Raw genomic sequence first — 25,037 nt, forward strand, 5'->3', positions numbered from 1 at the left:
TGTCAGGGCTTTTTTTCGTCTCAAGGAAAGTGTTTCGGAAAGTTGTGAAGACACTTACTATAAGGCAATGAGAGGTCGTGTAGGGCTCTTATTGGCCGGTAAGCTAATGTTGCCAAGCTCTTTTGTCTATAGGGAGATGTTTGGAAAATATATGATTCTGGGTGAAGCAATGCAATTTCTGATGAGCCTTTTCTTATATTACATGCATATAGTGTAATAAGTGATTTCATTTGGACGAGAAAAAACAAAATTTGATTTTTTCAATATTTAATAACGGTTTGATTAGCTATCTTGTGGAGGGAGCTCTCTACTTACGCATTGCTATGGGAGCGCGTAATGTTTTAGATTGCGTCTATTTTAATCTACAGAAACTCATGATAAGGCTAATACAACTAGTAATAATAGGGGGGGGATCTTCAAGTTATGCTTGAAATATAAAATAGAACTCATTCTCCTGCGATAACTTATCCTGAAAAACGTTTGGAAGTGATTTTTAAATAAGATTTCTTAGATATATTTATAGATATTTTTCCGACTCTTATTTAGTAATAAATGCTTATAATACATAGAGATAGCTTTTTTTTGAGATTTTAGATAACCCCTATTTTATCTAAATAGATAAAAATTATGGAAAACATGATTGACCCAGTGACTCAAAGCGGACTACAATCAATTTCGTTTAAAAGAGTTGGCAATATTTATGTCCAGAGTTGCGAATATTACGTCATGTATGTTCGGTCCTGTTAAGTCATAAGTAATACCGAGTTTTTTTAGCACTATAACGTAGATGATTTACATCTTCGTATAAATTAACTTAACCTACAGGATAAACAGACATGTCTGACGTAGTAACTGGTACAGTAAAATTTTTCAACGAAACTAAAGGTTTCGGTTTCATCACTCAGGATCAAGGTCCTGATGTTTTCGTTCATTTCTCTGCAATCAACACTTCTGGTTTCAAAACTTTGGCTGAAGGCCAAAAAGTTGAATTCCAAGTAGCTCAAGGCAAAAAAGGCCCTGAAGCTCAAAACGTTACTCCTTTATAAGGTAACGTTGCTGAGGATACTCTCAGCAGTGCGAATGCTAAAAAGCGACTTTTAAAGTCGCTTTTTTTGTTTTTATAGGTTGGTATTTGATTTGTTTAAAGCTATAAGGGGGCTTCTACAATAATACTTTAAAGTACTGGCTAGATGTTCTGAGGGAGGAAAATATGGCTACGAAATCATTGCAAGAACAATTATTAGGTATTGGGCTTGTTGATAAAAAGAAAGTTAAGAAGTTAAAGTCGGAATCTTTACAGCTCAAGCAGAAAATTAAAAAAGGTAAAGCCTTAGCGACTGGAGATGATGGCCGTCAAGAGGAGTTGAAGCGTCAAAGGGAAGAAAAAGCTGATAAAGATAGAGCTTTGAATATGGAGCGACAAAAGCTCGCTGAGCAGAAAGCAATACAGGGGCAAATTCGACAAATGATAGAGCAAAATCGAATTCGAAAGCAGGATGGGGATATTGCTTATCATTTCACAGATAATAAAAAGGTAAAGCAGCTATATATTAGTCAATCCATGCACGATGACTTGAGCCGAGGCCGGTTGGCAATTGTTAAGCTTGAGCAGCAGTATGAACTTGTTCCTGAGCCTGTTGCTGTAAAGATAACTGAGCGTGATCCATCTTATGTGCTTGTTTGTAATAACCGAGTTGAAAGTGTTGATGATGATCCCTATGCTGACTTTCAGATTCCTGATGACTTGATGTGGTAAATATATTTTTATGCCTGGAGGGTTTTTAGCCCTCTAGCCCCACCTTTTTCTGCTTCCTTTATTCTTTCTTTATTTCGCTTTGATAGCTTTCATTCAGCATCAAGCGTCTATTTTACGATGTGTTTCTAGAGTGACTATTTAGTATTTTATACATTTAGTTGTTTTATGCACATTCTGATCGAATTGTTTTTAATCTATTGATTTTTTTGTTTTTCCATGGCTATTTTTCATACAAAAAATCCTTTATATATGATATATTTCACGAAATAAGCATTTATAATGGATACTTGATGCAATTAGCTTGCATGTGGTTGTCTATTTCTACGAAATGTTTAAATTGTTTGATTGTTGCTTGCACATATCAAGCGCCTACAAGAAAAGCGTACACACATTTAAAAGGGAAACGAGAATGAAAAAATCGATTATTGCTATTGCTGTATCAAGTGCAGCACTTGCTTCTGTATCAGTTCAAGCTGCTGAAGGTTCTACAGTAGATGTTTACGGTAACATCCAGTACGTATACGTTGATAAAGAAGCGGGCGGAAACTTTGAAGACAATGGTTCAACTATTGGCTTGAAAGGCGACACGAAAATCAATGACGATTTGACTGCTTTCTTCAAATATGAAATTGAAATCAAAGCTGATCAAAAATCTGGCCTTACTGATTCTGGTAAATCTAACTTAGATCAAGCGTATGTTGGTTTGAAAGGTTCTTTCGGTAAAGTTCAAATTGGTTCGTTTGATACTATCTACAACAACGCAATCCAAGATAATATCAACCAATTTGAGTATTTGAGCCCAACAAAAGCTGCTAATACTTCAGAAGGCGATACTATTGCGTTCTTCGCTCCGTCTATGGGTGGCTTTGAAGTGCAAGTAGCTATTCAAGTTAAGGGTAAAGCTAGCGAAGGCCAAGGTACTGGAGCTACTGCGAATAATAACTACGACAATCTTTCTAGCATGACAGTTTTGAAATATTCAGCTGATATGTTCTCTGTTGCTTTGGCTCATGATACTCGTGGTAATACAACAGGTCCTACTACATCTGGAAATGCTAAAGCGACAACTGGTCTAGCTTTGACTGTTAATCCACTAGAAAATCTTTCTGTTACTGCTAAATATGAAACAACAGAAAGTACTCAGGATATTCTAGGTCTAGCTGCTCGTTACGGTTACGGTGCTGGTGATGTATATGCTTCTTACCAAAATGTAGATCCTGATGCTGCTGGTTCTAGTAGCTTTAACGAATATGCTGCTGGTGTAACTTATGACCTAGCATCAAATGTTTATGTATATGCTGAATTAGGCGAGTTTGAAAATGCTAAATCTAGCACTACAGACACTCAGACAGCTGTTGGTGTTTACTACGGTTTCTAAGATCTTCTCCTAGAGGATTTTATTTACTCTAAGGCTCCTATCTAATAATAAGGTGGGAGCCTTATGTTAAGTAAGATCATTCAAGGTTCCATATTTCTTCTCTTGTAGGCGGATTTGTTGGAACATTTTTCGGCATCAGGTGGCAGCATCTGGTGCTTTTTTTATGTCTGATATTTAGGTTTTGTTATTAATAAAAACTTGATTGTTATTTGATCAAACCGTTAAACTGATTTTTTAATATGAGATTGGCGGTCGGTTATGCTTAACATGGATTTTGCTCAGACAGTATTCATGGATACGGATAAAATTGATTGGATCGCCAGTCCTATGTCTGGTGTTTATAGAAAGCCTTTAGCAAGAGAGGGAGCTGAGCGAGGTCATGCAACGAGTCTTGTTAGATATGAGGCTGGCTCGGTATTTCGTGCTCACCCACATCCTCTTGGAGAAGAAATACTGGTTTTAAATGGTGTTTTTTCAGATGAAAAAGGTGATTTTAAAGCAGGAAGTTATTTTAGAAACCCTCCCGGTAGCAGTCATGCTCCTCATAGCCGTGATGGCTGTTTTTTACTGGTTAAATTACATCAGTTTCAAGTCTCCGATTTAAATCAAATCTATATAGATACTCCTAATATCTGGTCATCTCAAAAATCCGAAGTTGTTCCTCTTTACGAATTTGGCGCTGAGCGCGTTTGGTTTGTTCGTATTCAGAATGGTGAAGATATATTAAGTGAATTGGACTTAGCGACTTCCGTTGAGTTATTTATTATATCTGGACAAGCTGAGTACGAAGACCTTCAAATGGCTTCTGGAGCATGGCTACGTGAGCCTAGCTTCAGATTAGATCATTGGGTTGTGCCGTCAAATTGCTTTATTTGGTTAAAGTCAGGCCATTTCTAAATCCTACTATTCTTTATTGAGACTTAAATGAAAAATATTGTACCTGAGCAAGATAGAGTTTATTTACCTATTGCTGAAAGTAATCAAGTATACCCAGTTGGTCGTGTTTATTGTGTTGGCCGTAATTACGCTGAACATTCAAAAGAAATGGGTGATGACCCAGAAAGAGATCCACCATTCTTCTTTGCAAAAGATTCTTCTTGTGTTGTACCTGCAGGCTTTTCTGAAACAACTTTTATTACTTATCCAATGGCTACATCACAGTTTGAGTATGAGGTGGAGCTTGTTATCGCGATAGGTAAAGGTGGTCGTAATTTAACGATGCAGCAATCTAGAGAGGCCATTCTCGGTTATGCAGTAGGTTTGGACATGACTCGTCGAGATCTTCAGTCGCAAGCTAAAAAGAAAGGACGTCCTTGGGAGGTGGGTAAATCATTTGATGAGTCTGCACCAATAAGCCCTATTTTATTAAAAACAGACTTACTTGCTGATAATGTTTCAAAGGCTGAAATTGGATTAAAAGTTAATGGTGATCTTAAGCAAATTAGCAATGTTACAAACTTAACTTGGTCTATTGAAGAGGTTATTTGTAAGTTATCAGAGGTCTTTGAGTTACGACCAGGTGATTTAATAATGACGGGGACGCCTGAGAATGTAGGGGCTGTAGTTGTTGGGGATGAAATGCAGGCTTGGGTTGAGCATTTGGGTGAAATCAGAGTAAGTGTTACTGGTTGAATTTAGTGAATTTATTAGATAATTCTTCCGCTGCTGGATGCTTGTATTCAGTCAAAATATGAATAGCGACTTCAGCAGTGCAAAGACCGATATTTTTTTGATTACGACGTTTGTTGTATACGGATTTTACACCTTGAATTTCATGATGTTTGAATTTTTGTAGGTAGGGAGATTGATTGTATATTTTGCGAGCTTGTTGCCAAGTTCCGTCAATAATAATGGTGTTATTCTTGGATATCTGGCTATCACTAACAGCTTTTTGCTCTTCATTTTCACACAAATAAATTAGTAGAGTGTCGGATGGTGATAGGTTTAATATCGCTTCATCTGGCGCGACTCTGGACCATACGATAATTTCACATTCTTTTCCTAGGGTTTCTTTTACTAGTCTTCCTGTTCCTGATGCTTTTTTTAGTTCTTCACTGTGCGTGAGTAGCCAAATCTTCATTAGTATTTTCGCTTCAATAAATGGGCAATTATACAGACCTCTAGATGAACTAGAAAATAAAAAAGCCTGATGTCGGTTTAGTTAAAAATGAACCAAAACGACATCAGGCTTTTATACGAGGTAGTGTTATTCTTTGCCAATAGAGCCTATTTTATGAATTGACAAGTCTGCCCCGTTAAATTCATCCTCTTCACTGAGGCGTAATCCGCTCACTAACTTAACTATTCCATAAACAATGAATCCGCTTAGTGTTGCTATTACGATTCCACCAGAGCTTCCTACGAGCTGAGAGAAGAAGCTAACGCCACCTAAGCCACCAAGCGTCTCGGATCCAAAAATACCTGCTGCAATGCCTCCCCAGGCTCCACAAACGCCATGCAGAGGCCAAACACCGAGAACATCATCTGTGTGTTTGAATTTTTGCTGAATAATAGTAAACAAAGTGGTGAATATTACACCGGCAAATGCTCCTGTGGCTAAAGCGCCAATAGGGTGCATGATGTCTGAACCTGCGCATACGGCAACTAAACCTGCTAAGGGGCCATTGTGGATAAAGCCTGGGTCATTTTTTCCAAATAACATGGCCGCTATGATGCCACCAACCATCGCCATTAAAGAATTAACAGCCACTAAACCGCTTACGCCATCAAGCGTTTGTGCTGACATGACGTTAAAACCAAACCAACCTATGCAAAGTATCCAAGCGCCTAAGGCCAAAAATGGGATGTTTGACGGTGCGAATGCGACTAATTTTCCGTGTCTAAAACGGCCTCTGCGTGTACCAAGTAGGATAATGGCAGCAAGGGCAACCCAGCCCCCAAAAGCATGAACGACAACGGAGCCTGCAAAGTCATGAAAAGGCGCCCCGTATTGTTTTTCTAGCCAATCTTGAAGACCATAATTACCATTCCATACAATGCCTTCAAAAAATGGATAGGCAATGCCAACAATTATTGCTGCAGAAATTAGCATGGGATAAAATTTTGCTCGCTCAGCAACACCACCAGAAATTATGGCAGGTATCGCCGCAGCAAAAGTCATGAGGAAAAAAAACTTTACTAAACTATAGCCATGCTCCTGCGATAGTACTGTTGCACTGTCAAAAAAATTAATGCCATAGGCAATTTGATAGCCAACAAAAAAGTAAACGAGCGCCGAAATTGCAAAATCAGTCATTATTTTGACTAACGCATTTACTTGATTCTTATGCCGTACCGTTCCCACTTCTAAAAAAGCGAACCCTGCATGCATGGCGAATACCATTATGGCGCCAAGTAGTATAAAAAGAGTATTTGAACTGGAAACTAGCATCTCTACTGCACTGTTTGTGGATGTCAAAGGTGGCTCCTAACGTTTGTTTTTGCACCGAAAAGGTTTGCTATTGTCCTTAATTGCTCTTTTTTGGGGCTTTATTGGTTTTTTTAGATTGTTTAATTCAAATTTATTTTGGATTAAGCAATAAACGTTCCATCTGTGCTTTTATTTGGTGCTATTTAATTAAACTCTTCCTAAATTGCACTGTTTTGAAGTTTTGGGAGTTTTTGTTGTTTTATGGCTTAGTATGGTTATGATTTTAGGTTGGCTTTATAGGATAGGGCTAATATTTTGGTTGAGTGTTATTACTTTTTTTAACAATACTTGTTTTTCATCCGCTTTCTATTTTATTTTTTACGACTTATTATCGATGAGTTGGTGTATTTTTTAAGATAAATCTTAACTTAATATGCTTAACATTAAGAAGTTACTCAAGCTTTAAAGGCTTTTAGCATAGTTAAAAGATTGCCCATTTAAGGGCAACATAAATAATGAGGTTGTTATGTCAGGTCAGTTAGTATCAGGTATTGTTAAATGGTTTAATGATGAAAAAGGATTTGGTTTTATTGAGCGTGAAGGCGGACCTGATGTTTTCGTTCATTTTCGTTCAATAAATGGTAGTGGTCGTCGCACTTTACAAGAAGGTCAAAAAGTAACGTTCGAAGTGACTCAAGGACAGAAAGGTCCCCAAGCTGAGAATGTTACACCAGTTTAAATAAGCTTTTGATTGACCAAAAAACCATGCGCTTGAATATCTTACTTTATATGAGGTATTTATTATGAGCATGGTTTTTTTATGTTTATAATTTGTATAGTTTATAAAAAGTAGGAGATATTTTTGCTGCCGTTTTTGTATTCGTTTAGGCGTTGTCCTTATGCAATGCGCTCTAGATACGCGCTAGCTGAACTGAATGTCTATGTGTACTTGCGCGAGGTGGTTTTAAAGTCTAAACCGCCAGAATTATTGTTATTGGGAGGGCGTTCGACGGTTCCTCAGTTAATTGACCTTGATGGGACGCGATATCCTGAGAGCTTGGATATTATTTTTTGGGCTCTAGCGCGGGCAGGTGATAAGCAAAAGGCTGATGAATTGTGGCCTGCAGACAGTCAGAAACGGCATCGAATAATGTCTTGGGTTACTTACAATGATCATTTTTTTAAGTACTGGCTGGATAGATATAAATATGCGGATCGACACCCAGAACGTAGCGAAGCCTATTATCGCGGTAGAGGAGCGGTATTTTTGTCTCGACTGGAGAAGCGTTTAGAAAATAGGGTATTTATAGCAGGTGAGGCGAGAAGTTTGGCGGATATTGCCATTTTCCCCTTCATCCGTCAGTTTGCAGCTGTGAATCCGAAATGGTTTGATTTGTCTGAGTACACTAATGTGAAACGTTGGCTTGCTTATTTCGTTAACTCGGATAGGTTCATTTCTGTAGTCATGGCAAAACATCCAGCTTGGCACGCAGGGCAAGAAAATACTCTGTACCCTGCTACCTAACTAGATGGTATCTAGTTAATTAGACCAAATGAAACCCAGTATAGAAATCCGGGGTCAGCATCGCTTGGTAGCTTCAGGGTGACAAAGTTACCATTATTGTCAATGTACGATGTATTTGGAAAATTTTGTTTTAATACTGCTAGATTGGTTTGTGCCAAATCTGTTTGTTTCAAATCATTGTATGATTGAATGCTTATGGCCAGTGCTTCCTCTACAGAGCGTGTGCTTGGATAGTGTTGAATTACTTCTTGGCTACGACGTAGTGCAGAAAGCGGTGCTTTCCTTTTAAGGTAATAGCGTGCCACTTGTAGTTCGTGACGGGCCACCATTTCTCGCAAATAATACATACGTGCTTTTGCATCAGGAGCATAAGTGCTTTTGGGAAAACGAGATGTAAAATCTGCAAGTTCATTAAATGCTTTGGCAAGTTCTTTCGAATCTCTTTCACTTGGATCAAGATTTAAGTAGCGAGACATTAAGCTTTCTGCACCTTTGTAGGTTGATAAAGCACGCATATAATAAGCATAATCTACAGAATCGTGTTCTGGATGATTTTTGATAAATCGCTCAGCTGATGCATGAGCTGCGATGAAATCGCTTGCCTCCATTTGTGCGTAAATTAAGTCTAATTCCGCGCGAGTACTAAATTCACCAAATGGATAGCGAGAATCTAAATCTTTTAGATGTTTAATGGCGGTAGTAGGAAGATTTTCTTTTAGAGCTTGCTGAGCTTTGTCGTAATAGACGCGTTCAGGTAGGTCTGGTTCTTGTACCTGTTTGCTTGAACAGGCAACAATGAATAAAGAAAAACTAACTATTCCAGAGAATCGGAGCAACGAGTGATGAAATCCCATGTATAATCAAAACCTTGATATGGTAGTAGGTAAGCCTCAATCGGCATTTTGTAGCGTTATATTGCGAAAGATGATGAAGTGCAAGGCGCTACACGTTTTTTCACATTCAAGCCCAATGATAAATTTATTGAGCTGAAAACAACAGACTAAAGTACATTGTATGGCAGAGCGCATAGTAAAAGAAGCCCAAGTTCCTTTCGATTTGGGTGGCAACCGTTTCGATCAGATCGCAACAGAATTGTTTAGTGACTATTCTCGTTCGCGGATACAGAGCTGGATCAAAGAAGGTGTCTTGAAGGTCGATGGTAAAATCACTAAACCAAAAGAAAAATTATTTGGCGGTGAAGTGGTGACATTGGATATTGTTATCGAAGCTCAAGAAGAGCATGAAGCTCAAGCAATGGATCTCGATGTTGTTTATGAAGATGATGACATCATGATCATAAACAAGCCTGCGGGTTTGGTTGTGCATCCTGCTGTTGGTAACCGAGATGGTACTTTGATGAATGCGATTCTTCATCATGCACCAGAGACGGCTCATATTCCGCGTGCTGGTATCGTGCATCGCCTTGATAAAGAGACAACTGGTTTGATGGTGGTTGCTAAGACTTTGGCTGCGCAAACCGATCTTGTGACTCAGTTGCAAGAGCGTAGTATGGGTCGTGAATACGAAGCAGTTTCTATTGGTGTGATGACTGGCGGTGGTGTTGTGGATGAGCCTATCGGTCGTCATCCACATAATCGTCAAAAACAAGCGGTAGAGCCTGTTAATGGTAAAGATGCGGTAACGCATTATCGCTTAGTTGAGCGTTTTAAAAATCACACGCATATTCGTTTAAAGCTAGAAACAGGGCGCACTCATCAAATTCGCGTTCATATGGCGTTTATTCAATATCCGTTGGTTGGCGACCCTCAATATGGCGGTCGCTTGAAAATGCCAAAGGCGTGTTCTCCTGAGTTGCAGGATGAGCTACGTCATTTCCGTCGCCAAGCATTGCATGCTAAAAAATTAGAATTGTCTCATCCTATTACTGGCGAATGGATGGAATGGGAAATTGATTTACCAGATGATATGAAGAAACTATTAGACGCCCTTAAGAAAGATATGGTGGAGTCTGGTAGTAACGACTCTGAATATTTCTAATTTGGTCGTGTTATAGAGGCAGCTTCGGCTGCCTTTTTTATTTTTTATTTTTGGAGATTATAATGTCTTCTCATGCCTCATCTTATATTAGCCCTACTTGGCCTGCGCCTTCATCTGTTCGTGCTTATGTCTCCACTCGTATTGGTGGAGTTAGTAGCGTGCCGTTTGATAGTCTTAATCTAGGTCTTCATGTACAGGATGATCCTGCTGCGGTTCAGCAGAATCGCCAACTGTTCGCTTCTTATATTGATATGCCGGATTCAACGACTTGGCTAAATCAGGTGCATGGTACGGATGTGGCCTGCTTGCCTTGTGAATCTTTGCCAGATAGTGCTGATGCGGCTGTTTCTAGCTTTGCTAATCAGGTTTGTGCTGTGCTAACGGCGGATTGTTTGCCAGTATTTTTCTGCAATCAAGCTGGGACGCAGGTAGCTGTGGCTCATGCTGGTTGGCGTGGACTTTGTACTGGTGTTTTAGAATCTACCTTGACGCAGTTTGATGAAAAGGACGGTGTTATGGTTTGGCTGGGGCCGGCTATTGGGCCAAATGCTTTTGAAGTGGGAGATGAGGTGCGAGAGGCGTTTATGTCAGTTATTTCAGATGCTGAAGCGGCTTTTAAGCCTGCTGATGAAGCTGGCAAGTGGCTAGGTGATTTGTATTTATTGGCGAAACAGCGTTTAGTGGCCGCAGGTATTACACAAATATACGGTGGCGACTATTGTACGTTTACCGATGAGGAGCGTTTTTATTCTTATCGGCGTGATGGTAAAACAGGGCGAATGGCCTCTGTTATTTGGATTGCTGAGTAAATAATCCTCTGTTTTATTGATGGGTGTCAAAAAAATGACACTAAGGATCTTGAAAAGTCATTTTTAAAGGCTATTAAGTTTTTAATTGAAATATTCCATCTTATTTTACAAAGGATGTCAGGTCATGCGTATAGATCGTTTAACCAGTAAATTACAACTAGCACTTTCCGATGCTCAATCCGTCGCACTTGGGCAAGATCACTCTTATATCGAACCACTTCATTTAATGATGGCTCTGCTGGATCAACAGGGTGGTAGTACTCGTCCGATTCTTCAGCAAGCAGGTATTCCTGTTACTAAATTCCGTGAGAGTCTCAATGAGCTATTGTCTCGTCTTCCAAAAGTAAATGATCACGACGGCAATGTGCAGATGTCTCCGGAGTTGGGTAGGTTACTTAACTTAGCCGACAAAGAGGCGCAGAAGCGAAAAGATCAATATATATCTTCTGAGCTCGTGTTGATGGCGATGTTTGATGGTAAAGATGACCTTGCAAAAAGTTTAAAAGCAAGTGGTGTCACTAAGGCAGATATCGCAGTGGTAATTGATAGTATTCGAGGTGGTGATTCTGTGAATGATCCAGATGCAGAAGAAAACCGTCAAGCGTTAGACAAGTATACTGTCGATTTAACAGCACGAGCAGCGGAAGGAAAACTTGATCCGGTTATTGGTCGAGATGACGAAATACGCCGTACTATTCAAGTTTTGCAGCGTCGTCGTAAGAATAACCCTGTTTTGATTGGTGAGCCTGGTGTGGGTAAAACCGCTATTGTCGAAGGCTTGGCGCAGCGAATCATTAACGGCGAAGTGCCTGAAGGTCTGAAAAATAAGCGAGTTTTGTCTCTTGATATGGCCGCTTTGATTGCTGGTGCTAAATATCGAGGTGAGTTTGAGGAGCGTCTAAAAGCCCTTCTTAATGAGCTTGCTAAGCAAGAAGGTCAAGTGATTTTATTTATCGATGAAATTCATACTATGGTTGGTGCAGGTAAGTCTGAAGGTTCAATGGACGCCGGCAACATGCTTAAACCTGCTCTTGCTCGTGGCGAATTACATTGTGTTGGCGCGACAACATTGAATGAATATCGCCAGTACATTGAAAAAGATGCGGCATTGGAAAGACGATTCCAAAAAGTGCTGGTGGAAGAGCCAAGTGTATTGGATTCCATTGCTATTTTACGTGGTCTAAAAGAGCGCTACGAAGTCCATCATGGTGTTGATATTACCGATTCTGCCATCATTGCCGCCGCCAAGCTTTCTCAGCGCTACATAACAGATCGCCAATTACCGGATAAGGCGATTGATTTGATTGATGAGGCGGGCAGTCGCATTCGCATGGAAATGGATTCTAAGCCAGAAGACATGGATCGTTTAGAGCGTCGCTTGATTCAATTGAAGATTGAAAAAGAAGCGCTTAAAAAAGAAAAAGATAAAGCCTCCAAGCTTCGCTTGGAGGAGTTGGATGTCGAAATTGATAGCTTGCAGAAACAGTTTTCTGATTTAGAAGAAATCTGGAATGCCGAAAAAGCTGCAGTGCAAGGTGCTCAAAAACTTAAAGAAGATCTTGAAACCGTGCGTCATGAAATGGAAGAAGCTCGCCGCAGTGGCAATTTAGCGAAAATGTCAGAGCTCCAATATGGTGTAATTCCAATGTTAGAGGCTGAAATAGAAAAAGCCAGTAAGGCGGAAGAAACAACAGAAACGCGATTGCTGAAAAGACGTGTTACCGAGGAAGAGATTGCGACGGTCGTTTCGCGATGGACAGGTATTCCGGTAGATAAAATGCTTGAAGGAGAGCGTGATAAATTGTTGCGTATGGAAGATGCGTTACATGAATCTGTTATGGGTCAGGATGAAGCCGTTTTAGCTGTTTCTAACGCAGTTCGTCGCTCTCGCTCCGGTTTGTCTGACCCTAATCGACCTAATGGCTCTTTCCTCTTCTTGGGCCCTACAGGAGTTGGTAAGACTGAGTTATGTAAATCTCTGGCGCGGTTCCTTTTTGATACTGAACAGGCCATGGTTCGAATCGATATGTCTGAATTTATGGAAAAACACTCTGTTGCTCGTTTGATTGGTGCGCCTCCAGGCTATGTGGGTTATGAAGAGGGTGGTTATCTGACTGAAGCGGTAAGACGCCGACCTTATTCAGTGTTATTACTGGATGAAGTGGAAAAAGCGCATCCTGATGTTTTCAATATTCTTTTGCAGGTTCTGGATGACGGCCGATTAACCGATGGGCAAGGACGTACTGTGGACTTTAGAAACACCGTGATTGTCATGACGTCGAACTTGGGTTCTGATTTGATTCAAGAGTATCGGTCTGCTGATCAATATGAAGAAATTAAAGCAAAAGTGATGGAGGTGGTTGGAATGCACTTCCGTCCTGAGTTTATTAACCGTATCGATGAAACTGTTGTTTTCCATCCATTGATGAAGTCGCAAATTAAAGGTATTGCTACAGTTCAGCTCTCGCATTTGAATGATAGACTGGCTGAAATGGGGATGTCATTGGTATTAACGGATGCCGCGTCCGATCAGTTGGTTGAGGTGGGTTATGATCCTGTATACGGTGCTCGTCCATTGAAACGTGCGATACAGAAATGGATAGAAAACCCACTGGCAAATGAGTTGCTATCAGGACATTTTGTTACGGGAGATAGCATTGTTGCGGATGTTTCTGAAGGCGTGATTAGCTTCTCTAAAGCTAGATAGTATTAGATTTAATATTTTACAAATAATGTAAAAAAATCCCGCTGAAATATTTTGATTTCAGCGGGATTTTTATTTTGAAAACTAGTGGCTAAGATTAGAGCCTAGAGAGCTAATAATTAGAAGTCTACGAAGGCGCCAATAAATACACCTGTAAAGTCAACATCAAATGATGAACCGTCGATGTCGTCGATGTTTTCGCTAACCTTGCGGTAGCCTGCTTCTAAGCCTGCGAAGTATAGAGCCTGATATTTAATCTTAAAGGTTGTATCAGTAATGTTGGCATCGCTACCGCCCCCAGTTTTCAATTCACCACCGACAGACAGGCTTGTACCTGGGAAGGTAACGTAAGCAGATAGATAGCCTAGCGGATAGGAATCACTCACATCGGTTGAGCCGATAGAGCCATCTATACTGCGCAAGGTAATACCTGCGTCTAGGTCTAGCCATAAAAGGCCGTCTAGGAATTCGTAATAAAGTGTGTAGTCATTATAGGACGTATCAATTTTTGTACTTCCTACTTTACCTTCTAAATCTTGGTGTTGAATACGGAAGTTAGGAATCAGTGGGATTGGGTGTTCTACTGCAACACCAAAGTAGGTGTTAAAGTCTTCGCCGTCATTGGTTATGTAGGAGCCAGCTTCAGCGGTTAAACCAAGCACATCAGCATGAGCGGCACTTGCCAACAAAGCAGTCGAAAGTAAAAGAGCTGATTTCATAATTAGTGTCCATATATCGAGTGGATAAATTTTGTCTAATTATAGGTTGAAGAGAAGTAAAAACCAATGAAATAAGGAGAAGAGATGACGTATTGTGAAGAATATTTACATAGATGGCTGGGGTAGAAGGATTCGAACCTACGCATGACGGGATCAAAACCCGTTGCCTTACCGCTTGGCTATACCCCAATAAAGGATTTCTTTTTTTAACTGGTGGCTATGACTAGATTCGAACTAGTGACCCCATCATTATGAGTGATGTGCTCTAACCAACTGAGCTACATAGCCTTAACTGTTTGTTCATTACTAAAATGTATCGATGGCTGGGGTAGAAGGATTCGAACCTACGCATGACGGGATCAAAACCCGTTGCCTTACCGCTTGGCTATACCCCAACATATCGAATTGGTGGCTATGACTAGATTCGAACTAGTGACCCCATCATTATGAGTGATGTGCTCTAACCAACTGAGCTACATAGCCTTTAGTCTGTTGGCTGGGGTAGAAGGATTCGAACCTACGCATGACGGGATCAAAACCCGTTGCCTTACCGCTTGGCTATACCCCAACAGACTGACACAAAAACAGTTTATACAAATTGATCTACTGCCTCTGTGGCGCGATATTATTCATATAACCTGTTAATGGGTCAAGTGTTTTTCTAAAAATGTTTCATTATCTGTTAAACATTAAAGCGGAAATGCATTACATCGCCGTCTTTTACTATGTAGTCTTTTCCTTCAAGACGCCATTTCCCTGCTTCTTTAGCGCCACTTTCACCCTTGTATTGGATGAAATCGTTATAACTGATAACTTCCGCACGGATAAAACCTTTTTCAAAGTCTGTGTGGATCACTCCAGCAGCCTGTGGGCCTGTTGCGCCTTGTTTGACTGTCCAAGCACGTACTTCCTTTACACCCGCTGTGAAGTAGGTCTGAAGGCCTAGCAATTCATAGCCCGCACGAATCACTCGATCCAATCCTGGTTCTTCCATGCCCATCTCGTCAAGGAACTCTTGCATCTCTTCTGGATCAAGCTCAGAAATTTCCGCTTCAAGTTGATTGCAGATAGGAACCACCATTGCTCCTTCTGCTTCTGCGATTGCGCGTACTTGGTCAAGATGTGGATTATTTTCAAAACCATCTTCAGCAACGTTAGCGATGTACATGGTTGGTTTAGTTGTTAACAGGTGCAATGAACGAACTTCTTTCTTCTGTTCGTCAGACATTTCCATAGAGCGTACAGGTAAGCCGTTTTCTAGATGTTCTTTAATGCTTTCTAAGAATGCTTTATGAGCAATAGCTTCTTTGTTGCCGCTTTTGGCATTTTTTGCTGTGCGGAGTAGTTGTTTGTCGATGGATTCGATATCAGCAAAGATCAACTCAAGGTTAATAACTTCAATATCTAGTTTTGGATTCACGTGGTTTGAAACATGAATAACATTATCGTCTTCAAAACAGCGAACTACGTGAGCAATGGCATCTGTTTCGCGAATGTTAGCTAGGAACTTGTTGCCAAGGCCTTCACCTTTTGAAGCACCTTCTACAAGGCCGGCAATATCAACAAATTCCATTGTAGTCGCTAAAACACGTTCAGGTTTTACAATCTCAGCTAGTGCGTCTAAGCGAGGGTCTGGCATAGCAACAACGCCAGCATTTGGCTCGATAGTACAGAACGGAAAGTTTTCTGCGCCAATGCCTGCTTTGGTTAATGCATTAAATAGAGTCGATTTACCAACGTTAGGTAGCCCAACGATGCCGCAATTAAAACCCATAGTGAGATTCCTAATAATTAAGTGATTATGCTTTGAAGCTGTGTAGCTGATTCATTACGACATTTAGATTGCCGCGAACGATGTCATCCACATAGCGTAATGATTCGTCGATTGTTTGTTCTATTTTCGTGTAATCGTCTGGAGCGGCTTTTTTCAGAACGTAATTGGCAACTTGGCTTGCATGACCAGGATGTCCGATGCCTATTCTGAGGCGACCAAATTCTCGATTGTTCGCCAGCTTTGAAATAATGTCTTTTAATCCGTTGTGACCACCATGCCCACCGCCTTGTTTTAATTTGACGGTACCTGGGGAGATGTCTAACTCATCGTGAACAACAAGGATTTCTTCAGGAGGGATTTTATAAAACTGACAGACGGCCTGAACCGCTTTACCGCTTAAATTCATATAGGTGGTGGGAATAAGGAGATAGCATTCTTCACCAGCTATATAAACTTTGCCAAATTGGCCAAAAAACTTTTTTTCAGAACGAAGAGAGCATTGGCTCTGACGAGCCAATGCCTCAATCCACTGAGCGCCTGCATTGTGGCGAGTGTTCTCGTATTCGCTGCCTGGATTCCCCAAGCCTACTAATAATCTGAAACCTGCCACAATACTGCCTTCAATGAGATCTTAACGTTTAGACTTACCGATACGAGCGATAGGTTGGTCGTGATCTTCGCCTTTAAGCAAAGACACAAGCTCTACGCCTTCAGGAAGGATAACATCAGAAAGGTGGAAGATTTGATCAAGTTGGCCTTTGATCACGTCTACTGTCAATACTTCTGGAAGGTTTGCTGGTAGGCAACGAACTTCAGCCAATTTAGACTCTACAGTCAAACGACCACCTTGCTTGCTAACGCCTTCACTTTGTGCAGCGTTGATGAAGGTTAAAGGAACACGAGTAGTGATCACTTTATCAGCTTGAGCGCGCTGAAGATCCATATGCATTACTGCGCCGCTTGATGGGTGGCGTTGTAGCGCTTTAACAAGAACTTGTTCAGTTTTGCCTTCAACAGTTACTTCAACTAGGCCAGTTAAGAAACCAGGAGTGCCAACAGCTTTAAGTAGCTCGTTGTCTTTGAAAGAGATAGATACTGGAGCAGTCTCACCGCCATAAATAACAGCTGGCACTAGGCCTTCGTTACGAAGGCGGCGGCTCGCACCTTTACCTTCTTGAGTACGTGCTACGGCATTAATAGATAATGACATGGTATTTTCCTAATAATTAATAAAGTTTGTGCCCAGAAATGCGACCCGTTCCGAGCGTTAGTGTTTGGCTTAGGCCCCAAACATGGCACTGATAGACTCTTCGTTGCATACGCGACGAACAGCCTCCGCCATAATGTCAGACATCGACAATTGGCGTATTTGAGGGCAGTTAAGCGCCTCTTGTGTCAATGGGATGGTATCAGTCACGACCAACTCATCAAGCACGGAATTTTTAATGTTTTCAATCGCTTTGCCAGACAGTACAGGGTGAGTACAGTAAGCAAGTACTTTTGCTGCACCATGTTCTTTTAGTGCTTTTGCAGCAGCACATAATGTGCCACCAGTATCACACATGTCGTCCACTAGAACGCATGTTTTGCCAGCTACATCGCCTATCAAGTGCATGATTTGTGCTTCATTGGCACGAGGGCGACGCTTATCAATGATGGCTAAGTCCGCATCATCTAGTAATTTTGCAAAAGCACGTGCACGAACAACACCACCCACATCGGGAGAAACAACCGTGATGTTTTCATGGCCTTGGCGTTGCAAATCATCAAGCAGTAATGGTGTGGCGTAGACGTTATCAACAGGGATGTCGAAGAATCCTTGGATTTGGTCTGCATGAAGGTCAACTGTTAGTACGCGATTGATACCCACTGCTGAAATCATATCAGCAACCACTTTTGCTGTAATTGGCACACGAGCAGAACGTACACGACGATCCTGACGAGCATAACCAAAGTAAGGTATAACAGCGGTAACTCGAGTGGCAGATGCGCGGCGTAAAGCGTCTGCCATGACGATAAGTTCCATCAAGTTGTCATTACTAGGTGCGCATGTAGATTGGATAATAAAAACGTCTTTACCACGAATATTTTCATTGATCTCGACCGTAATCTCTCCGTCGCTAAACTTACCTACGGTTGCATTTCCGATAGGTAGCCCTAGGCGGCGAACCACCCTGCGAGCGAGTTCAGGGTTTGCATTACCGGTAAAAACCATCAACTTGGACACTGTGTATACCCTTTGTATTTTGTAGCGATGACTATTTATTAGCCAAGAAAAGACTGGCTGAGGTGGTGTTGTCTATGTGGCACACTAACCTCGATTTTGCTCAATCCACTGGTTTAGCGCAGCGTGTGTTGGAGAAGTGTTACAGCCACGGCAAACCCAACTCTGCCATTTTGTCGGTGTAGACGATCTTACTCGTTCGGCGTCGCGCAAATTATCGAATGCTAAAAATAGACAAGCGCCTGTTCCTGTAAGCTTCGCGTCACCATAATTTTTCAACCACAGATACGCTTCATTGACCTCAGGATTGTGCTTTTTTACCACGTCTAAGCAATCATTATGCCCACCCAGCTTCAAGGCGTGCGATATTCTGATGGGAGGGGTGTCTCTTGTCAAATATTTATCGGTAAATATTTGACCAGTTGAGACGTGGCAATTGGGCTTAATGAGCAAAAAATACGGTGTATCTAACTCGACTTTTTGTAGCTTCTCTCCAACGCCTTCAGCAAACGCTGCGAACCCCATGACAAAAACAGGAATGTCAGCACCTAATTGCACGCCTAATTCTGCCAGTTTTTCCAAAGAAAGCTGGCATCCCCATAATACGTTTAGCGCCAACAAAGCGGTTGCTGCGTTTGAGCTACCGCCACCAATTCCGCCACCCATAGGTAATTGTTTTGTTAGGATAATGTCGATGCCGAATGTTGAATCTTTCTTGAATGGTGTCAGCAGTTTTGCCGCTTTATAAATGAGGTTATCTTCTGTAGGAAGATGCTCAATAATAGGTGTAATTGTGATTTGGTTATTTCTAGTTAGTGAAAAATCGAGCGTGTCGCATAAATCAATAAACTGAAACAGTGTTTGTAGTTCATGGTAGCCGTCTTCTCGTCGACCAGTGATGTGTAAAAATAAATTTAATTTTGCAGGAGAAGGTAATTGCATATTGGTTACTGAATGGTCCATTGGTTAATAATTAAATTGACTCTGAATGGCGGGTTTGACACTTGCATTTTTTGCGGTAAAGACAAGCCATCTACCTTAGTGAAATTGCTATAGGTAATAAGCCAGCCATCTTGCTCTATTTTATTTGGCAATTGGCTATCTGGGTCTTTGCTTATTCTAGCAGCCGAATTTGGATAGGCTAACCCTCTAATCCAATATGTGACTTGGTTGACAGGGAACTCCCAGCCTAACTCTTGTTGTAGTAAAGTCGCTGGGTTGTTACCTGTAACGACAGTATCTTCATAAGCTAATGTCACAATACCATCATTCGATTGGTTTAGATGAGTAGCACCTTGTCCGAAAGGACCAACGATACTCAAGGCAAATGTTTTTGGATCCTTTTGCCAATTAAAATTGCCGGAAACGGCATCATTCTTTGTTCGTATACCTACTCTGCCTGATGTTTCCCATTTCGAAATGGCGCTAACGCTTTCTGGTGGTGGTGTTATTGGTCCTGTTGGTCTGGAACTACAGGCACTAATAAGTGCGGTAAAGGCAAGAATACAGAGCGTGCGATAAGTCATGACGGTTTGTCCTGTTTTTGTTCTTCAAGTAACGACGGTGACAGTCGTTTAATGGTGTCGAGTAAAAGTGGTGTATCGGGTGATGTCTCTAAAGCAGCTTCCCATACGGCTATTGCTTCTTTGTAATGGCGTTGTTTCCATAGTGATTCGCCGTAGTGGGCCGCGATTTCAGCGTCTGGTAAAATTGACCAAGCTTTTTTCAAATAATAAGAAGACTGCTCAAACTCTCCTTTCAGAAAGAATCCCCAGCCTAGGCTATCAATAATAGCGGGGTCATTGTCTGCTTTTTCATAAGCCGATTCTATGTACCTCATGGCTTCATCTATTCTTTTGGTTCGAGTGAGTAACGTATAGCCGAGAGCATTTAAGTACTGCGGATTGTCTGGGTCTTTTTGCAGCAAGGTTGTTAACTCTTTCTCCGTGATCTTCCAGTTACCTAGAGTGTCAGCGAGTAGCGCTTTGTGATAGCGCAAAGCGTCAGATTCTGGAAGTGCGATAAGAGCATTATTTATCAATTCGAATGATAAATCAGTATGGCCTTTTTCTTCATGAAGACGACTGATAGCGGCAACTTGCTCAGGCATGTTTTCTCGCGTTGTTCTACGTAGCACCATGTTATTGATATCATTCTCTTTGTTGTCATCATAAAGCCATAGGGCTATTTGATTGGTGGCATTGGTTCGTAAGGCGCCGTCAACTTTTTCCATCACCTTTACGGCTTGTGCTTTTTTATCCAATTGAGCTAGAGCAATGGCTGTTAAGTATTTAACCTGATTGGATAGGCCTAGTTGTTTTTCGGGGAGATCGTTGGCTGTTGCTAATGCTAATCCTGGTTGGTTGTGTTCCAGCAAGGTACGCATCAAGTTAATGCCAACTTGTAGTTTTTCAGGTGTCTCTAAATCTGTTTTTTGGAAAAACTCGGTAGCCGCCTTTGGTTGTTCATTTTCAACTAAGAAATCGATCAAAGGTGTGATTGTTCGCGTATTTTTGGGAAAATATTGAGATGCTGTTTGTAGTGTTTTGATGGCATCATCTAGCAGTCCAAGGCTTTTTTGGCTAAAGGCCAAAATAAGATAAAGTGCTTCATTTTTGTCTGTATTTTTTTGGGCTAACAGTTTTTCTGATGCATTAATAGCAAGCTGATATTTACCTGAAAGTAGTAAAAGATGCGCGTAACTTACTTGTATGTATTGATTATTTTTTAACTCTGGCGGAAGTGCATAAATTGCTGTTTCTATCGTATTGACTTGGTCGTTATCGCGGACATTATCTTCGAGGTAGATAGGTAAAAAACGCAACGAAACCTTATGTCTCATGGCGTTAATGAGTAGAGTGGTTACTTCTTCTGCGCGATTGTCTTTGATGAGAACCTGCAATTTTAATGAATAGGCGGCTTCCGATGTTGGGTCGACAGACAGCCATAAGTTCGCACTTCTTTCTATATAAAGGTGATTTTGAGATACCACTGCAATGTGTGTCAGTCTTTCTATCAGTGCAATATCGCCAGATTTGCTGGCTAATCCATAAAAAGGTTCAAAGGCTTTGTTTGGGCCTTCTCTTTGTAAGGTGAATTCGGCATTGAGTAATTCCTCAATTTTACCCTTATTAGCAAAGCTCTCCGTTATAGGTGTCTCTTTACTTGGTGGCAAGGTGTTTTGTTGAGTCGTGTTTTGGCTACATGCATTCAGTAGAGGCAAGCTTAGAAGAGTGAAAAATAACAAAATCCCTTTTGTAATGGGCTTTTGGGGATGTTTTTTGTGTACAGGGCCTAAAACAACAGGCATGTTTTTTCTCGATGCTAAATTCATACAACCCTTATGGTATCGTTAGCGGCTCTTTATGTCAGTCATAACTATAAACTAATCCTATTACTTTTATTGAGCATATGGGGTGCGAAAAAAAGCGAATTTCTCGTATAATGTGTCTTCTTTATGTAAAGAGTCATGTTGGAGCAATGCTTGTTCCTGTCATTACCTTAAGATCTCGATCTTTGAGAAGAGTCCTGAATGCCGCTAATCACTGTAGGTATAAATCACAAAACTGCGCCGGTTTCGATACGTGAGCGTGTGGCCTTTGCGCCTGAAAAGATGATCGATGCCTTGTCTTCTCTGATATCTGAGAATAAAGCCAATGAAGCAGTAATAGTATCGACCTGTAATCGCACCGAGCTATATTGTTCGGTTGAAGATCTTAGCAAGGTGGATGGCGTGATTGCTTGGCTTGGCGAGTATCATGGCATTGCTTTGCCTGAATTACAGCAATACTGTTATACACATTCTGATGACGATAGTGTGCGCCACGTTATGCGTGTGGCATCAGGCTTAGATTCGTTGATTCTAGGCGAGCCTCAGATTCTTGGGCAAGTAAAGTCTGCTTATGCAGTTTCGCAAGAAGGCTCTTGTATTGGTCCGGAACTAGAATCTTTATTTCAGCGTACTTTTTCAGTTGCTAAACGTGTACGTACGGATACAGCCATCGGTGAAAATCCGGTTTCTATTGCGTTTGCTGCAGTGAGTCTTGCACAACGTATTTTCGCAGATATTAGAAACAGTACGGCGCTATTAATTGGCGCTGGGCAAACTATTGAGCTGGTAGCGCGGCATCTAAAAGAAAATGGTATTAAACGCATCATAGTGGCCAACCGAACCTTGGCACGAGCTCAGATCTTAGCGGATGAGCTTAATGCTGAAGCCATTATGTTGGGTGAAATTGGCGATTATTTATCACAGGCTGATATCGTTATATCGTCTACAGCGAGCCAATTACCTATTATCGGTAAGGGCATGGTAGAGCGTGCAACGTCGCAACGTCGCCATTCACCAATGTTGTTAATTGATATCGCTGTGCCTCGTGATATTGAGCCAGAAGTGGAAGAAGTAAACGACGCGTATCTCTATACCGTCGATGATCTTCATTCAGTGATTGAAGAAAATGTCAGAGCAAGGCAAGATGCGGCGAAAGCGGCCGAGCAAATGATCGAAGAAGGGGTTGATTCTTATCGACGAGTGGTTGAGTCGAGGAAAGTGTCAGACCTGATAGTGACCTTTAGGCAATCCGCTGAGGCCATAAAAAATACAGAACTGGAAAAAGCTCTAAAAGGTCTTGAAATGGGACAGTCTCCTGAGCAAGTGCTTAACAAACTTGCTCATGGTTTAATGAATAAGCTCATTCATGCGCCAACACGCTATTTGCGTGATGCTGGTGCCGACGCCGATCAAGATGCATTAATCATTGCCTCAAATGTATTGGGCATTTACGAAGAAAAAGATAATTAAAAAATGAAAGAATCCATAAAGTTAAAATTAGAAAGTTTATCTGATCGTTATGACGAATTATCAGCGCTTTTAGGTGTGGCTGAAGTCATTATGGATCAAGATTTGTTCCGTGCTTATTCCAAAGAATACGCAGAGCTTGAGCCTGTTGTTAAGTGTTTTAATGAGTTTCAGCAAATAGATGAAAACATTGCTGAAGCCGAATTGATGATGACGGATGCTGACCCAGACATAAAAGAAATGGGTGTGGAAGAATACAAAGCCGGTCAAGCACAAAAAGAAGAGCTTCAGCTAGTATTGCAAAAATTGCTTTTACCTAAAGATCCGAACGACTCTCGTAACGTATTCCTAGAAGTGCGTGCTGGTACTGGTGGCGATGAAGCGTCTATTTTCTCTGGCGATTTATTCCGCATGTATTCTCGTTATGCAGAGACACAACGTTGGAAAGTTGAAATTGTCAGTGCAAGCGATGGTGAGCATGGCGGTTACAAAGAAGTGATTGCTCGTATTGTTGGTGAAGGTGCTTATTCTAAACTGAAGTTTGAATCCGGTGCTCATCGAGTCCAACGTGTTCCAGCGACGGAATCTCAAGGCCGTATCCATACGTCAGCTTGTACTGTAGCTGTTATGCCTGAAATGGATGAATTAGATGACATCATCATCAACAAATCCGATTTGCGCATTGATACTTTCCGTGCCTCTGGTGCGGGTGGTCAGCACGTAAACAAAACAGACTCGGCCATTCGTTTGACGCACATTCCAACAGGCGTTGTCGTAGAGTGTCAGGAAGAGCGTTCGCAGCATAAAAACCGTGCCAAAGCCATGTCTTTGCTCGCGTCTCGTTTGCAAGCGGCTGAACAAGAAAAAGCGGCGAGTGAGCAATCCGAAGCGCGTAAATCCTTGGTGGGTAGTGGTGATCGTTCTGAACGTATCCGTACTTACAATTATCCACAAGGCAGGGTTACTGATCACCGTATTAACCTAACTTTGTACAAGCTAGATGAAATTGTTGCTGGTGAATTAGACTCTTTGATCAACCCGCTAGTGAACGAGTTCCAAGCGGAGCAGTTGGCAGCGTTAAGTGGCGATAATTAATCTGAATAAATAAAGGTAATCATCGCATATGCGAATTGATGAACTACTAAAAGGCGCTTACGAGCGCCTTACTTTTGTCTCTGAGACTGCTCAGTTAGATGCGCAGTTATTGCTTGCTCATGTCTTAGCTGTGTCAACTTCCTATTTTTATACCTGGCCAGAAAAACTAGTCAGTACATCAGACGTAGGGCGCTTTAATGACTTATTGGCTCGTCGGGAGCTTGGTGAGCCTGTTGCGTATTTATTGGGTCAGCAGGCGTTTTGGAGCCTAGACCTTGAGGTCGCTCCTTGTACTCTGATTCCTCGAGCTGACACTGAACGGCTGGTGGAAGTGGCTTTGTCTGTGCTTGATATAAGCAAAGTAAATCGCATTCTAGATCTTGGTGCTGGGACAGGCGCAATTGCCTTGTCGCTGGCGTCAGAGCAGCCTAAATCGACTGTTGTTGGCGTGGATCTAGTTGAAGAGGCTGTGGCTTTGGCTAAGCGTAATGCGTTACGAAATCAGCTTAGTAATGTGACGTTTATACAAAGTAGTTGGTTTGATGCTTTAGAAGGTTGCGAACCATTTGATTTGATCGTGTCGAACCCGCCTTATATTGACCCTGATGATGAACATTTGTCACAAGGTGATGTGCGTTTTGAGCCTAAAAGCGCTTTAGTGGCGGATAATCATGGTATGGCTGACATTGAGCATATCATTCAGATAGCGCCTAATTTTATGATGCCAAATGCCTATTTAATGTTCGAGCATGGTTATGAACAGGCTGCAGCTGTTCGAAAATGTCTGATTGACGCGGGCTTTTCTGCCGTCGAGAGTTTTCAAGATTTAGGTGGCAATGATCGGGTTACCATTGGGCAATATAGTTTAAAGAAGTAAGCGCTAGAGT

Annotated in this window: 25 protein-coding genes and 5 tRNA genes; 14 read left to right on the top strand and 16 right to left on the bottom strand. The window is 41.4% G+C overall.

All coding sequences use genetic code 11. From position 1 onward, the window contains the following. The 6 genes from TY87_RS22830 to TY87_RS20535 form a co-directional block, all read left to right on the top strand. A partial coding sequence (locus tag TY87_RS22830) for a hypothetical protein (RefSeq protein WP_232617196.1) occupies nucleotides 1–217 on the top strand: 217 nt, incomplete at its 5' end. A 619-nt stretch (nucleotides 218–836) separates the two neighbouring features. Next, the gene (locus tag TY87_RS20515; RefSeq protein WP_012071288.1) at nucleotides 837–1,046 is read left to right on the top strand and encodes a cold-shock protein; all 210 of its coding nucleotides are present in this window, start codon (nucleotides 837–839) and stop codon (nucleotides 1,044–1,046) included. 164 nt (nucleotides 1,047–1,210) lie between these two features. Continuing rightward, nucleotides 1,211–1,756: a DUF2058 domain-containing protein gene (locus TY87_RS20520; RefSeq protein WP_100188482.1), complete on the top strand. Its 546-nt coding sequence runs from the start codon at nucleotides 1,211–1,213 to the stop codon at nucleotides 1,754–1,756. A 409-nt stretch (nucleotides 1,757–2,165) separates the two neighbouring features. Beyond that, complete coding sequence (locus TY87_RS20525; protein ID WP_100188483.1) at nucleotides 2,166–3,134, top strand: porin; 969 nt, start codon at nucleotides 2,166–2,168, stop codon at nucleotides 3,132–3,134. A gap of 258 nt (nucleotides 3,135–3,392) precedes the next feature. Beyond that, on the top strand, nucleotides 3,393–4,031 hold the full coding sequence (locus TY87_RS20530) for a cupin domain-containing protein (RefSeq protein WP_100188484.1): 639 nt from the start codon (nucleotides 3,393–3,395) through the stop codon (nucleotides 4,029–4,031). A gap of 27 nt (nucleotides 4,032–4,058) precedes the next feature. Beyond that, a complete protein-coding gene (locus TY87_RS20535; protein WP_100188485.1) occupies nucleotides 4,059–4,766 on the top strand; it encodes a fumarylacetoacetate hydrolase family protein in 708 nt (235 codons plus the stop codon). Here the strand turns inward: TY87_RS20535 and TY87_RS20540 are convergent. Together TY87_RS20540 and TY87_RS20545 are read right to left on the bottom strand one after the other, a co-directional pair. Then, nucleotides 4,756–5,214, bottom strand: a complete 459-nt coding sequence (locus TY87_RS20540; RefSeq protein WP_100188486.1) for a tRNA-uridine aminocarboxypropyltransferase — start codon at nucleotides 5,212–5,214, stop codon at nucleotides 4,756–4,758. The two genes, TY87_RS20535 and TY87_RS20540, sit on opposite strands and share 11 nt — an antisense overlap. 126 nt (nucleotides 5,215–5,340) lie before the next feature. Further along, entirely contained in the window at nucleotides 5,341–6,552 is a 1,212-nt protein-coding gene (locus tag TY87_RS20545) for an ammonium transporter (protein ID WP_100188487.1), read from the bottom strand. Between the two features lie 478 nt (nucleotides 6,553–7,030). Between TY87_RS20545 and TY87_RS20550 the strand changes: the two genes are divergently transcribed. Further along, the gene (locus tag TY87_RS20550; RefSeq protein WP_012071281.1) at nucleotides 7,031–7,243 is read left to right on the top strand and encodes a cold-shock protein; all 213 of its coding nucleotides are present in this window, start codon (nucleotides 7,031–7,033) and stop codon (nucleotides 7,241–7,243) included. 135 nt (nucleotides 7,244–7,378) lie between these two features. Next, entirely contained in the window at nucleotides 7,379–8,029 is a 651-nt protein-coding gene (locus tag TY87_RS20555; protein ID WP_269777526.1) for a glutathione S-transferase, read from the top strand. A gap of 11 nt (nucleotides 8,030–8,040) precedes the next feature. On the opposite strand, the gene TY87_RS20560 is transcribed toward TY87_RS20555, so the two are convergent. Further along, nucleotides 8,041–8,883: an outer membrane protein assembly factor BamD gene (locus TY87_RS20560; RefSeq protein ID WP_072842135.1), complete on the bottom strand. Its 843-nt coding sequence runs from the start codon at nucleotides 8,881–8,883 to the stop codon at nucleotides 8,041–8,043. 160 nt (nucleotides 8,884–9,043) lie between these two features. Between TY87_RS20560 and rluD the strand changes: the two genes are divergently transcribed. The 3 genes from rluD to clpB all read left to right on the top strand — a co-directional run bounded on the left by rluD (nucleotide 9,044) and on the right by clpB (nucleotide 13,543). Continuing rightward, nucleotides 9,044–10,027 (top strand): 23S rRNA pseudouridine(1911/1915/1917) synthase RluD, encoded by a 984-nt coding sequence (gene rluD, locus TY87_RS20565; RefSeq protein WP_072842133.1) that lies wholly within the window; start codon nucleotides 9,044–9,046, stop codon nucleotides 10,025–10,027. Nucleotides 10,028–10,089: 62 nt separating this feature from the next. After that, a complete protein-coding gene (gene pgeF / locus TY87_RS20570) occupies nucleotides 10,090–10,836 on the top strand; it encodes a peptidoglycan editing factor PgeF (RefSeq protein WP_100188489.1) in 747 nt (248 codons plus the stop codon). Between the two features lie 124 nt (nucleotides 10,837–10,960). Continuing rightward, nucleotides 10,961–13,543 carry an ATP-dependent chaperone ClpB gene (gene clpB, locus TY87_RS20575; protein WP_100188490.1) on the top strand — a complete coding sequence of 861 codons (2,583 nt, stop codon included), beginning with the start codon at nucleotides 10,961–10,963 and terminating at the stop codon, nucleotides 13,541–13,543. 116 nt (nucleotides 13,544–13,659) lie between these two features. Here clpB and TY87_RS20580 read toward each other — a convergent pair whose 3' ends face one another. The 13 genes from TY87_RS20580 to TY87_RS20640 form a co-directional block, all read right to left on the bottom strand. Continuing rightward, a complete protein-coding gene (locus TY87_RS20580) occupies nucleotides 13,660–14,259 on the bottom strand; it encodes a TIGR04219 family outer membrane beta-barrel protein (protein WP_072842127.1) in 600 nt (199 codons plus the stop codon). A 114-nt stretch (nucleotides 14,260–14,373) separates the two neighbouring features. Continuing rightward, a tRNA-Gln gene (locus TY87_RS20585) sits at nucleotides 14,374–14,448 on the bottom strand. A gap of 22 nt (nucleotides 14,449–14,470) precedes the next feature. After that, a tRNA-Met gene (locus TY87_RS20590) sits at nucleotides 14,471–14,547 on the bottom strand. 32 nt (nucleotides 14,548–14,579) lie between these two features. Beyond that, nucleotides 14,580–14,654: transfer RNA gene (locus TY87_RS20595), tRNA-Gln, on the bottom strand. 11 nt (nucleotides 14,655–14,665) lie between these two features. Next, nucleotides 14,666–14,742: transfer RNA gene (locus tag TY87_RS20600), tRNA-Met, on the bottom strand. A gap of 10 nt (nucleotides 14,743–14,752) precedes the next feature. Then, nucleotides 14,753–14,827 (bottom strand) — tRNA-Gln (locus tag TY87_RS20605). Between the two features lie 114 nt (nucleotides 14,828–14,941). After that, nucleotides 14,942–16,033: a redox-regulated ATPase YchF gene (ychF, locus tag TY87_RS20610; protein WP_072842125.1), complete on the bottom strand. Its 1,092-nt coding sequence runs from the start codon at nucleotides 16,031–16,033 to the stop codon at nucleotides 14,942–14,944. Between the two features lie 25 nt (nucleotides 16,034–16,058). Further along, nucleotides 16,059–16,643, bottom strand: coding sequence for an aminoacyl-tRNA hydrolase (gene pth / locus TY87_RS20615; protein ID WP_072842123.1), 585 nt, complete (start codon nucleotides 16,641–16,643; stop codon nucleotides 16,059–16,061). Nucleotides 16,644–16,664: 21 nt separating this feature from the next. Then, a complete protein-coding gene (locus TY87_RS20620) occupies nucleotides 16,665–17,243 on the bottom strand; it encodes a 50S ribosomal protein L25/general stress protein Ctc (protein WP_072842121.1) in 579 nt (192 codons plus the stop codon). Nucleotides 17,244–17,312: 69 nt separating this feature from the next. Beyond that, the gene (locus tag TY87_RS20625; RefSeq protein WP_100188491.1) at nucleotides 17,313–18,260 is read right to left on the bottom strand and encodes a ribose-phosphate diphosphokinase; all 948 of its coding nucleotides are present in this window, start codon (nucleotides 18,258–18,260) and stop codon (nucleotides 17,313–17,315) included. An 84-nt stretch (nucleotides 18,261–18,344) separates the two neighbouring features. After that, nucleotides 18,345–19,220, bottom strand: a complete 876-nt coding sequence (ispE, locus tag TY87_RS20630) for a 4-(cytidine 5'-diphospho)-2-C-methyl-D-erythritol kinase (RefSeq protein WP_072842116.1) — start codon at nucleotides 19,218–19,220, stop codon at nucleotides 18,345–18,347. Next, nucleotides 19,205–19,783, bottom strand: coding sequence for a lipoprotein insertase outer membrane protein LolB (gene lolB, locus TY87_RS20635; protein WP_072842115.1), 579 nt, complete (start codon nucleotides 19,781–19,783; stop codon nucleotides 19,205–19,207). Before lolB ends, ispE begins: the two co-directional genes overlap by 16 nt. Then, the gene (locus tag TY87_RS20640; RefSeq protein ID WP_232617198.1) at nucleotides 19,780–21,567 is read right to left on the bottom strand and encodes a tetratricopeptide repeat protein; all 1,788 of its coding nucleotides are present in this window, start codon (nucleotides 21,565–21,567) and stop codon (nucleotides 19,780–19,782) included. Before TY87_RS20640 ends, lolB begins: the two co-directional genes overlap by 4 nt. A gap of 222 nt (nucleotides 21,568–21,789) precedes the next feature. On the opposite strand from TY87_RS20640, the gene hemA reads away from it, so the two are divergent. The 3 genes from hemA to prmC are packed head-to-tail and all read left to right on the top strand — an operon-like array spanning nucleotide 21,790 to nucleotide 25,027. Then, nucleotides 21,790–23,058, top strand: coding sequence for a glutamyl-tRNA reductase (gene hemA, locus TY87_RS20645; RefSeq protein WP_072842111.1), 1,269 nt, complete (start codon nucleotides 21,790–21,792; stop codon nucleotides 23,056–23,058). 3 nt (nucleotides 23,059–23,061) lie between these two features. After that, the gene (gene prfA, locus TY87_RS20650) at nucleotides 23,062–24,150 is read left to right on the top strand and encodes a peptide chain release factor 1 (protein WP_072842109.1); all 1,089 of its coding nucleotides are present in this window, start codon (nucleotides 23,062–23,064) and stop codon (nucleotides 24,148–24,150) included. Between the two features lie 28 nt (nucleotides 24,151–24,178). Continuing rightward, complete coding sequence (gene prmC, locus TY87_RS20655) at nucleotides 24,179–25,027, top strand: peptide chain release factor N(5)-glutamine methyltransferase (protein WP_100188493.1); 849 nt, start codon at nucleotides 24,179–24,181, stop codon at nucleotides 25,025–25,027. Nucleotides 25,028–25,037 lie beyond the last annotated feature (10 nt).

This window comes from Marinomonas sp. BSi20584, from assembly GCF_002792415.1.
GTDB lineage: Bacteria > Pseudomonadota > Gammaproteobacteria > Pseudomonadales > Marinomonadaceae > Marinomonas > Marinomonas polaris.